At 71.8% G+C, this 13,931-nt stretch carries 10 protein-coding genes; 8 read left to right on the top strand and 2 right to left on the bottom strand.

The annotated features are described in order from the left end of the window. Nucleotides 1-5: 5 nt before the first annotated feature. Nucleotides 6-707, top strand: a complete 702-nt coding sequence (urtE, locus tag WME73_RS31280) for an urea ABC transporter ATP-binding subunit UrtE (RefSeq protein ID WP_437740043.1) — start codon at nucleotides 6-8, stop codon at nucleotides 705-707. Nucleotides 708-1,085: 378 nt separating this feature from the next. On the opposite strand, the gene WME73_RS31285 is transcribed toward urtE, so the two are convergent. Then, complete coding sequence (locus WME73_RS31285; protein WP_437740044.1) at nucleotides 1,086-2,039, bottom strand: hypothetical protein; 954 nt, start codon at nucleotides 2,037-2,039, stop codon at nucleotides 1,086-1,088. 676 nt (nucleotides 2,040-2,715) lie between these two features. Here WME73_RS31285 and WME73_RS31290 point away from each other — a divergent pair. From WME73_RS31290 to WME73_RS31310, 5 genes are all read left to right on the top strand, one after another. Beyond that, entirely contained in the window at nucleotides 2,716-3,975 is a 1,260-nt protein-coding gene (locus WME73_RS31290) for a formylglycine-generating enzyme family protein (protein WP_437911918.1), read from the top strand. A 172-nt stretch (nucleotides 3,976-4,147) separates the two neighbouring features. Then, nucleotides 4,148-4,294, top strand: coding sequence for a hypothetical protein (locus WME73_RS31295; protein WP_437740046.1), 147 nt, complete (start codon nucleotides 4,148-4,150; stop codon nucleotides 4,292-4,294). Between the two features lie 31 nt (nucleotides 4,295-4,325). Further along, entirely contained in the window at nucleotides 4,326-5,930 is a 1,605-nt protein-coding gene (locus WME73_RS31300) for a serine/threonine-protein kinase (protein WP_437740047.1), read from the top strand. 260 nt (nucleotides 5,931-6,190) lie between these two features. After that, nucleotides 6,191-7,255, top strand: a complete 1,065-nt coding sequence (locus WME73_RS31305; protein WP_437740048.1) for a hypothetical protein — start codon at nucleotides 6,191-6,193, stop codon at nucleotides 7,253-7,255. A gap of 1,262 nt (nucleotides 7,256-8,517) precedes the next feature. Next, a complete protein-coding gene (locus WME73_RS31310; RefSeq protein ID WP_437911919.1) occupies nucleotides 8,518-9,726 on the top strand; it encodes a formylglycine-generating enzyme family protein in 1,209 nt (402 codons plus the stop codon). A gap of 9 nt (nucleotides 9,727-9,735) precedes the next feature. On the opposite strand, the gene WME73_RS31315 is transcribed toward WME73_RS31310, so the two are convergent. Further along, complete coding sequence (locus WME73_RS31315; RefSeq protein ID WP_437911920.1) at nucleotides 9,736-10,704, bottom strand: ornithine cyclodeaminase family protein; 969 nt, start codon at nucleotides 10,702-10,704, stop codon at nucleotides 9,736-9,738. Between the two features lie 292 nt (nucleotides 10,705-10,996). Between WME73_RS31315 and WME73_RS31320 the strand changes: the two genes are divergently transcribed. Continuing rightward, the gene (locus tag WME73_RS31320; protein ID WP_437911921.1) at nucleotides 10,997-12,643 is read left to right on the top strand and encodes a DUF4215 domain-containing protein; all 1,647 of its coding nucleotides are present in this window, start codon (nucleotides 10,997-10,999) and stop codon (nucleotides 12,641-12,643) included. 54 nt (nucleotides 12,644-12,697) lie between these two features. Then, nucleotides 12,698-13,756: a hypothetical protein gene (locus WME73_RS31325; protein ID WP_437911922.1), complete on the top strand. Its 1,059-nt coding sequence runs from the start codon at nucleotides 12,698-12,700 to the stop codon at nucleotides 13,754-13,756. Nucleotides 13,757-13,931: the final 175 nt, after the last annotated feature.

Genomic DNA, 13,931 nt, shown 5'->3' on the forward strand with positions numbered 1-13,931 from the left:
CGAGCATGCTGGTTGTCGAGGATCTCGCGGTCTATTACGAGGAGAGCTGCATCCTGTCGCAGGTCAGCCTGGACGTCGCGCCAGGGCGGGTGTCGTGCCTGCTGGGCCGCAACGGGGTCGGCAAGACGACGTTGCTCAAGGCGATCATGGGCGTGCTGAAGCCAAGGCGCGGCAAGGTGACGCTCGACGGGGCGGACCTCACGGCGAGGTCGCCGAGCGACAGGGCGCGCGCGGGGATAGGCTATGTGCCGCAGGGGCGAGGGATCTTCCCCTACCTGACGGTGCGAGAGAACCTGCTCATGGGCTTCGAGGCGAAGAGCGATCCGACGCCTAGCCCGGCGGCGCTGGAAGAGATGATGGAGATGTTCCCCATCCTCAGGAAGTTTCACGCGCGGGCGGCAGGGACGCTGAGCGGCGGGCAGCAACAGCAGCTCTCCCTCGCGCGCGTGCTGCTGAGGAAGCCGAAGCTGCTCTTGCTCGACGAGCCGACGGAGGGGATCCAGCCGTCGATCATGCAGGAGATCGGGGAGGTGATAAAGGGGCTCGGACAGAAGGGGGATATGGCGATCCTGCTCGTGGAGCAGTTCCTGGACTTCGCGCTCTCGACGGCGAGCGAGTACTTCATCATGGATAACGGCGGGATCGTGCGGCGGGGGAGCGTGGCGGAGTTCGACGACGAGATCGCGAGGGAGTTTCTGGCGGTGTGAGGGCCCCTTCGAGTCCACGAGCGGAGGCGACATGGAGGGAGGGTGCAGCCGAGGGCGTGGCGGAGCTCGACGACGAGATCGGGCGCACGCCGAACGAGACGCGGGAGCGGTCCGCAAGCAGATCCGCGCCCGGTGGCAGGACGCCATGAATCCGCACTGTCTGAACGGGATGAAACTGCGCACCGTCGAGGTCGGGCACAGCGGCACCGAGGCGGCCTCTCGCGCGCGAGCCGGCAGAGCGTCGCGCGTCCTCTCCTCCGAGAACGCGGGCGTCGCGAGCTCATCCAGCTGTCCTACGTGGAGGTCGAGGTGCTCCCCCGGGAGGCGTGGAGGTGCTCGCCAGGGGCGGTCGATGCGGAGCCAGCCGCGAGCACGAGGCTACGCCAGCGCTTGCTCGGCGCTCGTCGCGGTCACCGCCTGGTCAAGCCACCGCTCCAGCGCGGCCGGCTCCGAGCAGGCGTCGATCTGGGCCTCTAGCGCCGCGCTGAGCGCAAGCCCACGCCGCGCCAGGACCCTGCGGAGCGCCGCGCGCGCTTCCGTCAGCCGGCCTTGCTCCTGGCCCTTCTCGAGGCCCTTCTCGAGCCCTTGCTCGATCCCTTGCTCGATCCCCTCCTGGATGAGCTGTGCCTTGACCTCCGGGCTATCGGCGAGCAAGGCGCGAAGGATCCACTGCCTGCGCGCCTCGATCTCCGGGTCGTCGGAGCGAGCGAAGCGTCGCAGCAAGTCCTCACGGGTCTGCGGTGACATCGGCAGGTACTCTAGCATAGAGATCACCCATTCCACCTCCCGCCGCGGTGCCACCCACCGGGCGAACTCGTCAAGGGCCTGTCCGGAGCGAGCCACCAGGAACGGCACGAGCTCATCGCACAGCGGTAGCTCGTTGGCGGCGATCCAGAGAAACTGAAACGGCGACGGCCCGACGCGGTAGCAGCCAGGAGAGAACCGCTCCGGCGCCCGCGCAACGTACAGCCACGACGGCAAGCGGGGAGCGACGACCCAGAGGGGCTCTTCGCCCATCCAGAGCGGCTCGCACGCGTAGATGCGCTCGATCTCGCGCGCCAGCCTGCGCAGCGTCGCGCGCTTGATCTCCCCGATGTCGACGTGGTCGCCGGCCATCTTGATCTCGACGAGCACCTCGTCATGGTCGCACGCCGCCGGCCAGGGCGCGGCGAGACGAGCGAGGCCGTCAGGCCGCAGCACACGGAGGTAACCGTCGGCCTGAACGCGCTCGAGTCGCACCTCGGGCGGCCGGTGCCATGCGGCGGAGCCGTCGGTGACGCGCGGGGTGTCCTCGGCGAAGGTCAGCTTCGCGAACCCGTCAAGCTTGCCCACGGCGGTCTTGATATCAACTCACCGGCGGCGACGCACTTCAAATAAGCGATCTGCACGGCAGATAAAGAGAGATGAATTCGCAACCCTGTGCGCAAGCGCGTGAGAGCGGGTGACCCGACCCCGGCGCCGCGGGCGACACGTCACGCTCGGTCGGAGCGGCCGCGGAGCGACAGCGCCCGAGAGCAGCGCGACGGTAGGCCTCGATGAGGCGCACGCCGTCGAGCCGGCCACGGCACTGCGCAGCGGGAACACCTCAACGGGAGCCAGGGAGCGCACGGCGCGGAAACCCACGAGGACCTCATGGGCCATGGAGGGCATCGCGGCGTGGCTGTCACGGGGGCGCGCACGCGGCCAAGTTCAGCGCATGTCGCGCTCCGGCGACCCGCGAAGTGACCGCGCTGCTCGGGAGAAATAGAGACATCATTCTGACAGGTCGCGCGTAATTGCGTGAGCCTCGATGCCGTGCTGATCGAGCGGCTCGCCGCCGGCGGGGCTCCGGATTGCCTGACGCAATCCATCTGGGCGCTCGGCTCGCTCGAGACGAAGATGCCGTGGCATCTCCGCGAGCCGCGGGGGCATGCGCCGCGAGGCGCACGCATGCGGCTCGCGCAGCAGGGCGTGAGGCCGAGCACGCGCGGCGGTGGACATCGGGCACGCGGCGGCGGTACGACGAGCCATGGCGAAGAGGACGGGCGCGAAATGGCTGTGGGCGGCGTGGGCGGCGACGGCGGGCGGCTGTGGGCTGGTGGCGGGGCTGGAGGACGGTTATTACGTGCAAAAAGAAGGCAGCGGCGGGAGCGGAGCTGGCGGAGAAGCCGGCGCCGGAGGGGCGGCTGGAGGCGGGATGGGAGGCGCCGGGGGAGCTGGAGGCGGGGACGAGTGCACGCCCGAGGGGAAGGCGTGCGCGAATCAGACGTGTGTAGAGGGCAAGTGCGTCGGGGAGTGCGGCCCGGAGGACGTGCGCTGCTCGGAGAACCGGCCACAGCGCTGCGATGAGCGCGGGGAATGGGAGGATGCGGCGCCGTGTGGAGCGGCAGCGCCAGCGTGCGACCAAGGGAAGTGCGTACCACGGAGCTGCGTCGGTCTGCCGGAGACGTGCGGTCCTGGGGGCGACGAGAGCTGCTGCGCGACGGGAGCGGCGGTCGAAGGAGGGACGTTCAACCGTGGCAACGATACGAGGTATCCAGCGACGGTGAGCGGGTTCTTGCTGGATAGGTACGAGGTGACGGTGGGCCGGTTCCGCAAGTTCGTGGAAGCATATCCCGGGAGCAAGCCGGCAGCAGGAGCAGGAGAGCACCCGAAGATCGCGGCGAGCGGGTGGGACGCAGCGTGGGACAGCAGCCTGCCCGCGGATACGGCGGCATTGAAGGCCGGGGTGAAGTGCGAGTCGACCTACCAGACATGGACGGATGACTCCGGAGCGAACGAGCACCTCCCGATGAGCTGCCTGAGCTGGTACGTGGCGTTCGCGTTCTGCGCGTGGGATGGGGGTCGGCTGCCGACGGAGGCGGAATGGAACTACGCGGCGGCGGGAGGAGGCGAGCAGAGGCCGTATCCGTGGTCGACGTCAGCCAGCGACACCACCATCGACGCGAGCCACGCGGTATATGACTGCATGGGAGATGCGGTCATGCCGCGGTCATGCGCGTTCAGCGACTTCCAGCTGGTCGGCTCGCGGTCGCCGAAGGGGGATGGGAAGTGGGGTCAGGCAGACCTGTCCGGGAACCTGTGGGAGTGGGTCTTGGATGGGTTCGCGAGTCCGTACCCACCAGGCGAATGCAACGATTGCGCGAATCTCACCACAGCTTCGGTCCGGGTGATCCGGGGCGGGAGCTGGAGCGACCCCCCATCGCACCCGCTCTCTTCCAGCCGCAACAGCCGCCTCCCGTCGGACCGCAGCGAAGGCACCGGGGCCCGGTGCGCGAAGACACCGTAGGACAATGACACAGATATTGCTTAATGTATCACTTCCATTGAAATTTGATCCTTGAACCCTTGTTCGAGCACGGATCCCCGCCGATGTCGGGCGATGGCAGCCGTAGCGCGGGAAGCCGGGGGTCCGGGGGCGGAGCCCCGGCCCGGCAGCAGCGCCGGTGATCGCGGCCCGGATGGAATCGCTCCTCGCCTGGATGGCCGAGCGGGTCGCCAAGTTCCCCCGCGATCACCGCTTCACGGTCGGCGACCGCCTCCTCCATGCCTGCCTCGACGTCACCGAGCACCTCGTCGAGGCCTCGTACCGGCTCCCGTCCCCTTGACGCCGCCCGCCCGGCGCGTGAGCCTCCTCTCGTGTCGGTCATCCTTGCGGAGGGGACGGTCTTCGCGCGCCGCTACCGCGTCGAGCGCCTCATCGCCGCCGGCGCGATGGGGGCCGTCCACGAGGTGATTCACCTCGAGACCGAGCGCCGCCGCGCGCTCAAGGTCATGCACGCTCACCTCTTCCAGAGCGAGCAGATGCGCGCCCGCTTCAAGCAAGAGGCGCGCATCGCGGCCAAGGTCGAGAGCGAGCACATCGTCGATGTCTTCGACGCGGGCGTCGACGAGGCGACCGGGATGCCGTTCCTGGTCATGGAGCTGCTCCGCGGCGAGGAGCTCGGCGAGCGCATCAAGCGCGCCGGCCGCCTGCCGCCCGCCGAGGCCGTCACCTACCTCTACCAGACCGCGCTGGCCCTCGACCGTACCCACGCGGCGAGCATCGTGCACCGCGACCTCAAGCCCGCGAACCTCTTCCTGTCGCAGCGCGAGGACGGCTCGGTCCGCGTGAAGATCCTCGACTTCGGCATCGCCAAGCTCGTCGCCGAGGGCGCGACCGCGGCGGGCACCACGAGCAGCCTCGGCACGCCGCTCTACATGCCCCCCGAGCAGTTCCACGGCCGCGCGAGGCTCACCGGCGCCGCGGACGTCTTCGCGCTCGGCATGATGGCCTATACGCTGCTCGTGGGCGCCTCGTACTGGGATCCCGAGGCGAGCAGCGTCGACGGCGTGTTCGCGTTCGCGATGATCGCCGTCCGCGGCCCGCAGGAGCCGCCGGTCCAGCGGGCGCGCGCGATGGGCGTGGCGCTGCCGCCGGCCTTCGACGCGTGGTTCGCCCGGGCCACGGCGGTCGATCCCGCGGCGCGGTTCCAGCGGGCCACGGAGGCGGTGCGGGCCCTCGGCGACGTGCTCGGCGTCCCGGCGGGCGGCAGCCGGGCGACGTTCCCGAGCGCGCCGTCCTGGCCCGGAACCGCCCCCGCCACCGCGGCGGTGGCCCCCGCCCTCTTCACGGCCGAGCCGGTGGCGGCGACGAGGACGAGCGCGGGCCCGGAGCGCGACGCGCGCTCGTCCGGTCCGGCGCACGTGGGGAGCTCGACCGGCGCCGCGGTGTCCGGCATGCTGTCCAGGTCGTTGACACCGAGCCGCGCCCCGCTCGTTGCGGGGCTCTCGGGGCTGGGGCTCCTCGTGCTGCTGGGCGGCGGCTGGCTCGTGCTGCGCGCCAGCCGTGGCGTCGAGCCAGCCGCGGCAGCCGTCACGACGGCCGCGGCGGCGCCGGAGTCGACGGCGGCAGCGCCCGAGCCGACCCTGGTCCCGGCGCCCGCGTCGGCGCCCGAGCCGGCCCTCGCGCAGACGCCCGAGCCGGCCCTCGCGCAGGCGCCCGAGCCGGCCCCCGCGGCGCCGGAACCGACCGCCGCAGCGACGCCTCCTCGCCCCCCGGCGACGGCGCCGCGCGCGCCGTCCACGGCGGTGGTGCGAGCCTCCACGGCCCCCGCGCCGACAACGCTCCGCCCGGGCGCGCCGCCACGGGAGCCCGCGGCCAAGCCATCGGCATCGGGCCCCAGGCCGCCCTCGGGCGACAAGAAGCCGCCCGCGCCGCAGCAAACGACATCCACCTCCCCCTCCCCGTACGGCCGGTATTGAGCTGCACCTCCGCGGCAGCGCCGGCTCGCCCCCTGCGCGCCGAGCTCCGCCTCGGTGGCAACGCCGGCTCGCCCCCTGCGGACCGAGCGTGTCCTCGTCTGCGAGCGGTTCAAGCGCCGTCATGAAGGCACGGCACAGCGCCCCGTTCCCCTCTCCTTCCCCTCCTTCCCACCTCTCCGCCGTCGTGCTCCAATCCGCCCGCCCACCGCGCTCGTGACGGCGCGTCTCCCGCTCTCTCCTCACCCGCCGAGTGCCAGCGCATGCCCCCTCGTCTCCGCCGCTCCGCCCCTCTCCTCGCCGCCCTCGGCGTGCTCTCCCTCTCGGCTCCTGCGGCGGCGCAGGACATCGCCGCTGCCGAGGCGCTCTTCGAGCGGGGGCTCGCCGACATGCAGGCAGGCCGTTACGAGACGGGCTGCAAGGCCCTCGCCGAGAGCGAGCGCATCGACCCTCAGCCCGGCACGCTCTTCACGCTGGCGTCCTGCGAGGCCCGATGGGGCCGCATCGCCACGGCGGTCGCGCGCTTCAAGGACTACCTGGCGCGTTTCGATCGGATGAAGCCGGCCGAGCAGGCCCGTCAAGGCGAGCGGCCGAAGCTCGCGATGGAGGAGCGCGACCGGCTCTCGCCCCAGATTCCGAGGCTCGCGCTCTCCTTGCCGCCGGGTGCGCCGGCAGGCACCGTGGTCCGGCGCGACGGGTCCGTGCTGGGCGAGGCCGCGCTGGGCGTCGCGCTGCCGGTCGACCCCGGAGATCACCGGGTGTCGATCCAGGCGCCGGGAGGGCCCGTCCGGGAACAACACGTCACGATCGCGGCGGGCGAGACGAAGGAGCTCACGCTGGCGCTGAAGGACGCGCCGGCCGCCCAGGCCCCCGCGTCCCCTCCGACGTCCCCGGCACCCGCGATCGTGCCGGCGCCCGCGCCGGCCCCGCCGGGCGCGCCGGAGGTTCCCGCAGGCCGCCGAACGGCTCTCTATCTGGCGGGCGGGCTCGGCGCGGCAGGCCTCGTGCTGGGCGGCATCACCGGCGCGATCGTGCTCGGCAAGAAGGACACCATCGACGAGCACTGCGGCAGCGGGATCCAGGCCGCGGACCCGAAGGCATGCGACACGACAGGGCGCGACGCCGGGGACAGCGCGAACATGCTGGCCACGGTGAGCACGATCGGGTTCGCGGTGGGCCTGGTCGGGGCCGGGACGGCGCTCGTCCTGTACCTCACCGAGCCGAAGACCGCGCCACCGGCGGTCACCGCGAGCCCGAGGTGGATCAGCGCAGGCGTGCTGGAGGCAGGGCCAAAAGGGGCCATGTTCGGCGCGCGAGGGCGCTTCTGACGCCGACGATAGCGCCTTCGTAAGAGCAGTTCCTGGGGAACTGGACTGCCTCTTCGTCCACAGGCCAGCCGGACGGGCGCACGCGGTGGAATGGCGCCGCCTCCCGCGGCCCCCCCGGCGTCCGTCAGCGCTCCGGCAGCGGGCGTATACCTACTGGCTCTCTGCCTACGTCGAGCTCCTCCACCTCGGCCGCTACCTGGAGCGGGACGACCCCGCCGCCGCGGAGCGCTTCCCGGCCGTCTCCGCCGAGCGCGGCACATCCGCGCGCCAGCCCCAAACCGCCCCGCGCCGCCGGCCGCTGCGCCCGAAGCCTCGCCTGCACCCGCGCCCGCCGCGGCGCCGCCGGCGGCTTCGGCGCAGGAAGGCGGCGGCCCAGCGCCCGTCTGAACGCACGCCGCCCCGGAGCCGGCCCGGCAGCCGGCGCGAGCCCGCGGTGGATCAGCGCAGGCGTGCTGGGGGCAGGGCCGGCGGGGGCAGTCCTCGGCGCGCAAGGGAGCTGCTGACGCTGGCGAACGTGAACGGAGCTGGGAAACGCTACCGCCAGCAGGCTCCTGGCGCCGATCAGGAGTGGACGCAGCCACTCTTCTCGCATCGTCGGGATGCAGCCGTACCCGTAGGCCCCCTGGCGGAAGCGTGAATGGTGCGACGCTTCACCGTGTTCACCCTGAGAAACCGGTCGAGATCCGCCTCCTCGGCAGCAGCCCCAAGCAACGTCGGAAGTGCGTTCGCGATGGCAGCGAGCAGCAAGCGATCACGCCGCTGGGCATCATGGATGTGCGTGGCCGAAAGCCCCATACCGAAACGCAGATCCTTCGGTCTGCGTCGACAGCGCCGGGGCTGGCTCTCGTGAGGGGCAAGCTTGATCGAATTCGTCGCGCGAGTCGTCATGATGTCGCTCCGACCAACGGGAAACGCGCTAGGCTCGCTGGTCGCCTCCTACCGAGACAACTCCGGTCAGCGACGACGACCTCTCACTCGACAGGCATAATTTCTCGCTTCGAGCCTACTTGAAGCTCAAGATCTCGATCTCCGTGACGCCCAACCGTTAAACTCCGCCACAGATGTGAGGGATCCCTCAGCGGGGAGGCTGCAGGTCGGCCGCAAAGGGCGGCCGTCGTCACGCCGACCCGCTCGTTCCAAAAGAGTGAAGAGCGTCGAGCGCGGCCATACCGCTGGAGGCGGCGCAGCCGCGCGCGTCGCCGGGTAAGATCGCGGGCGCGCGCCGCGGTGGACAGCGCGGGGAGAGCGGCCAAAGAGGAGATATGAAGAGCAAGCGCACGCGTCGGTGGTGGTGGTGGGCGGCATCGGCCTTCATGGCAAGCGGCTGCACGGCGATACTGGGGCTGGACAAGGACTATCACCCGTTCGAAGGCGCAGGCGGCGACACCGTCTCCGGCGGAGGCGACGCAAGCTCGGGCGGCGGCGGCGCCGGCAATGGCAGCGGCGGCGGCGGCGCCGGCGCCGGCGAGTGCACGCGCGGCGACGCGCGGTGCTCGGACAACCGGCTAGAGCGGTGCAACGACCGCGGTCAGTGGGACGCCCCGGAGCCGTGTCCTGCGGAGGCGCCCGTGTGCAGCGGCGGGGCGTGCACGACGCCCCCGAGCTGCGAAGGGCTGCCATCGACGTGCGGGCCGGGCGAAAGCGAGAGCTGCTGCGCGAGCGCGGTGGTGCCCGGGGGCACATTCGACCGCGGCAACGATGCTGCATATCCAGCGACGGTGAGCGACTTCCGCCTGGATCGCTTCGAGGTGACGGTGGGGAGGTTCCGGAAGTTCGTCGAGGCGTACCCCGGCAGCCAGCCCGCGGCCGACGCGGGAGCGCGCCCGGGCATCCAGGGGAGCGGGTGGAACCCGGCCTGGAACAACGAGCTGCCCCCGGACGCGGCGGCGCTGCGAGCAGCGGTGATGTGCAATCCGGACAACGCGGACATGCGGACGTGGACGGAGGAGGCGGGCGCCCAGGAGCACCTGCCGATGAACTGCGTGAGCTGGTATGTCGCCTTCGCGTTCTGCGCGTGGGACGGGGGCCGGTTCCCGACAGAAGCCGAGTGGAACTACGCGGCGGCCGGCGGGGACGAGCAGCGGCAGTATCCGTGGTCGAATCCGCCGGAGTCGACGACCATCGACGCGAGCTACGCCTCCTACGATTGCAGGGAGAGCGCGGCGCCCGGCTGCACATTCCAGAGCGACTTCAGCGACATCGCGCACGTCGGGTCCCGCTCGCCGAAGGGCGACGGGCGGTGGACGCAGGCGGATCTCGGCGGGAGCATGCGGGAGTGGGTGCTGGATGGGTACGGGACCTATCCGGCGGAATGCGTCGACTGCGCCAACCTGGCGGACACCTCGAACCGGGTGGTCCGCAGCGGGAGCAGCTTCGGCACGCCGAGCTATCTGCTGACGTCGGAGCGGGTCAGCGTCGCGCCGTCGGCGCCCTATTACAGCCTCGGCGTGCGGTGCGCGAGGACGCCGTAGCGGCCGCGCTCAGCCGAAGAAGTCGAACGCCGTCCCGGCGCCCCGTTCGCGCGCGGCGGCGTAGATGACCCGCGCGAGCGCGACGTCCTGGATCGCAAGCCCGGTCGAGTCGAACACGGTGATGGCCGCGTCGCCGCGCCCGTTCAGCTTACCCGCGACGACCTCGCCGAGCGTCCCCTGGATGTGCTCGCGGCGCAGGACGCCCGCATGCAGCGGCACGTTGATCTCGCCGCTCTCCGTCGCCTGGTGCCAGTCGTCGATAATCACGCGCGCGTCCCGGAGGATGCCCGGATCGAGCTCCTGCTTGCCGGGCGCGTCGGCGCCCATCGCGTTGATGTGCGCCCCCGGAAGGACCCACGCGCGCTGCACGACCGGCGCGCGGGCGGGCGTGGACGTGCAGAGGATGTCGCAGCCGGAGGCCTCCTCCACCGAGACCGCGCGCCCGCCCGACTCGGCCGCGAACCGCTCGCTCGCCTCGCGCGACACGTCCGCGGTGAGCACCTCGAGCCGATCGCCGTAGACGGCGCGGTGGGCGTCGAGCAGGAAGCGCGCCTGTACGCCACAACCGATGAAGCCGAGCGTCCTCGGGTTCGGCCCCGCGAGGTGCTTCGACGCGATCGCCGCCGCCGCGCCCGTCCGCACCGCCGTGAGGCGCGTCGCATCCATCACGGCGAGGGGCACCGCTGTGGCCGGATCGCTCAGGATGTAGAGCCCCATCACGGACGGTAAGCCGAAGCGCGCAGGATTCTTTGGGTGCGAGTTGACCCACTTCACACCAGCCGCGCCGTCGGCGTAGGCCGGCATCGCACGGAGATCACCGTCGTGGGCCGGGAGCCCCAGATAGACCTTCGGCGGCATCGCAGCCTCGCCGCGGCCATGCGCCGCAAACGCCGCCTCCACCGCGGCGACGGCCGCCTCCATGGCGAGGAGAGAGGCCACATCGGACTGGGAGAGGAGCAGTGTCTTTTCGGGCTTCATCGGACGCGACCGTACGCGAGGGTGCCACCGAACGCACGTGTTCCGGCGGCGGGCCGGTGGGCTCGCATGCTACGCGCGCCGCCTCGGTACGCCCTCTTTCCGCGAAACGGCCCGCTGTCCGGCGCGGATCGCGCATGAAGAGCCCGCGGCAAACGCAGCGCGCCAACGAACACGGATGCCGTGAACCAGGGGTTGGCAGGCGAAGCCGTTGCACTGAAGATGGTGCGGCGCTGCGCCGTGGGGTGGAGTGCATCTCACGTCTCGACAATCTCTCTTCTGGTGGAGCGGGTGGATGAACGTACGACTCGTTGCAGGTCTATTTGTGCTCGCGCTCTCGACGACCGCTGGGTGCGGCGGCGATGACGGCGAACGTGGCGAAGGTGGCGCCGGCGGCTCCGGCGGCGCCGAGCCCACGGGCAGCGGCGCCGGTGCGTCGGGCGCGACCGGCACGGGCGGCAGCGGTGGCGCCGAGCCCGCGGGCTCGGGCGGCAGCGGCGGCGCCGAGCCCACGGGCACCGGCGGATCGGGTGGCGCGGAGCCCACGGGCACCGGCGGCGCGGGTGGCGCCGAGCCCACGGGCACCGGCGGATCGGGTGGCGCCGAGCCCACGGGCACCGGCGGCGCGGGTGGCGCCGAGCCCACGGGCACCGGCGGCTCCGGCGGAGCGAGCCCCACGCCCTATGGAGCGGCGTGCACCTCCGATGCGGCCTGCCCCGAGGACTACTGCATCACCGAGCGCGAGTGGGGATGGCCGTCCGGAGCCTGCGCGGGCCAGTGCGATCCCGCCGTGGGAGACTGTCCCAACGGCGGCTTCTGTGAAGATTTCGGCGAGGGCCTGGGGTTGTGCCTCCTTCTGTGCAGCGGGCCGGACGATTGCCGCGACGGCTACCGGTGCGGCGAGATCAGGGGCGAGCTCACCGCGTGCATCCCTGGGTGCACCGAGAACTCGCAGTGCCGGACGCTCGGCGTGTGCGACACGCTGGATGGCCTCTGCAAGCTCGGCGAGACGGACTGCTCCGACGGCGAGGACGACGAGGGCGACGAGCGCGTCGACTGCGCGGACAGCGACTGCACCGCGACCTGCCGCCCGCTCGTCGACGCAGCCTGCGCGGACGCGGCGCCGGCGACGACGGCGACGATCGAGGGCGATACGTCGCTGGGCACGCGCGTGTTCGAAGGCACCTGCGGGGGCGTGGGGCCCGAGGAGGTCCACCTGTTCACGCCCCCCGCTGGGCAGTCGGGCACGCTCCGCGTCGTGCTCCAGTCAGGAGCGGGGGATCACGTCCTCTACGCCCGCACGGCGTGTGCGGACGGATCCACCGAGCTCGCCTGCCAGGACAAGATCGCCCCCTCGGGTGCCGGGCCTGAAATCGCGATCGTCGTGAGCAAGGACCAGGAGGTGCCGATCTTCGTCGACGCCGTCACGTCCGCTGGCGCAGGGCCGTACACGCTGGAGCTCTCGTTCTCTCCGGCCACCTGCGGGGACGGCACCGTCAGCCGGCCCGAGGAGTGCGACGACGGCAACACCGTCAGCAGCGACGGCTGCTCCGCCGAGTGCACCTGGGAGCTCGACGACATCTGCGCGGACGCGCCCGTGGCCGTCCTGGGCGAGAACCGGGGCGACACGACGAGCGGGACGATGGTGTTCGACGGCACCTGCACCAGGCCCGGGATGCGGGAGGGGATCCACGCGGTCACGCCGCCGAGCGCTGGCAGGCTCAGGGTGGTGCTGTCCTCCGAGACCGACCAGGGCTTCTACGTACGGGCGGGCTGCACGGGCCGCCAGCTGGCGTGCATGGAGGAGCAGATCAAAGGCCGCGACGAGAGGACCGATATCACTGTCGACGGCGGCGTGCCGCTGTTCATCTTCGTCGAGCCGTACAACTCGCCGGACGCCGGCCCCTACACGCTCAACCTCTCCTTCACGCCCGCCGGCTGAGCTCCCGCGCCTGGGAGCGCCCTCTCGCCGGGGCGGATGCGGTACGCTGCGCGCGTGCTCGCCGCCCCGCCTCCGCCTCAGCCACCTCGCCCCGCGCGCTGGCTCGCCGCCGCGTTGCTCGCCGTAGGCGCGTGCCAGCCGGCCTCGGCGCCCCCCGCCCGCGCCTCCCAGGACGCCGCGGCGCCCCCCGGCGCGGCCAGCGCCAGCGCCGCGACGCCGGCGCCTCACGACGGCGCCCCGCCGCCGCGGCCCGCGCCGCCCCCCCGCGGCGGCAACGGGCAGCCGGCGCTGGTGGCCGCGGGCGACGGCGCGTCGCTCGATAGCCGGTCGCCGGTGAGGCTCCCGCCGCCGCCGTTCGGCGCGGCGCTCTTCCGGCGCGCGCCGGCCGGAAGCTCCGCCGCGCCGCGCCTCGTGAAGGTCGCCGAGAAGAAGAACCAGATCACGGACGAGGCGGCATGGTTCACCACGAACGGCCTCGCGCTGCCGATGATCACGCCGGCGCCGAGCGCGGACGCGCGCGGGGCGAGCGACACCTTCCCTTCCTTCGCTCCCGAGCGCTACCGCGATCAAGCGCTCGTCAAGGCGATCGGCCACGGGGACCACAGCGCGCTGCTCTACGGCCCGAACTTCGCCGAGGCGCGCTTCGCCGCGATCCTCGACGCGGCGCACACGATCGTCGCCTTCTTCGACTTCGAGAGCTTCCTCATGCCGCCTGAGTTCGATCCCAAGGAAGCCGACTTCGTGAAGGGCAGCATCGGCTGGGCCGCGGTCGAGGACGGCGTGCTCTACGTCTCGTCGGGGCACAGGACGTATGCGGCCTCATCGAAGGGCAAAAACGCCTACCTGTCGGCCATCGAGCTCGCCTCGGGACAGCTCCTCTGGCAGAGCGCGCCGCTCGTCTGCAACGCCGAGAATTTCGTCTTGCATGGAGATCACCTCCTCTGCGGATACGGCTTCACGGCCGAGCCGGATTTCCTCTATATCGTCGAGCGCGCCACCGGCAAGGTCGTCTCGAAGCTGCCGCTGAAGAGCGGCCCCGAGTTCCTCGTCGAGAAGGACGGCAAGCTCTTCGTCCGCACCTACGACACGGATTACGTCTTCGAGATCCGCTGAAGCGGCGCGCCGAGGAGCGAGCTCGAGCCAACGGCGAGCACGAGGGCGAGCTCGGGCGCACGTGGCAGGCCGAGCGGAGGAGCGCGAGCCGGCTGTGCAGCGACGTTCGCGGCGCGGGCGCTCGCCCTCGTGCACGCCATCCTGTCGCTGCTCCTGCGCCGCACGACGACACAAC

It is taken from the genome of Sorangium sp. So ce302, from assembly GCF_051530145.1.
GTDB classification, from domain to species: Bacteria; Myxococcota_A; Polyangia; order Polyangiales; family Polyangiaceae; genus Sorangium; species Sorangium cellulosum_B.

Excerpts from the sequence above, each read along its gene's own strand:
- urtE (WP_437740043.1), top strand. The coding sequence starts at position 6 with ATGCTGGTTGTCGAGGATCTCGCGGTCTATTACGAGGAGAGCTGCATC.
- WME73_RS31290 (WP_437911918.1), top strand. The coding sequence starts at position 2,716 with ATGGCGAAGAGGACGGGCGCGAAATGGCTGTGGGCGGCGTGGGCGGCG.
- WME73_RS31295 (WP_437740046.1), top strand. The coding sequence starts at position 4,148 with ATGGAATCGCTCCTCGCCTGGATGGCCGAGCGGGTCGCCAAGTTCCCC.
- WME73_RS31305 (WP_437740048.1), top strand. The coding sequence starts at position 6,191 with ATGCCCCCTCGTCTCCGCCGCTCCGCCCCTCTCCTCGCCGCCCTCGGC.
- WME73_RS31310 (WP_437911919.1), top strand. The coding sequence starts at position 8,518 with ATGAAGAGCAAGCGCACGCGTCGGTGGTGGTGGTGGGCGGCATCGGCC.
- WME73_RS31315 (WP_437911920.1), bottom strand. The coding sequence starts at position 10,704 with ATGAAGCCCGAAAAGACACTGCTCCTCTCCCAGTCCGATGTGGCCTCT.
- WME73_RS31320 (WP_437911921.1), top strand. The coding sequence starts at position 10,997 with ATGAACGTACGACTCGTTGCAGGTCTATTTGTGCTCGCGCTCTCGACG.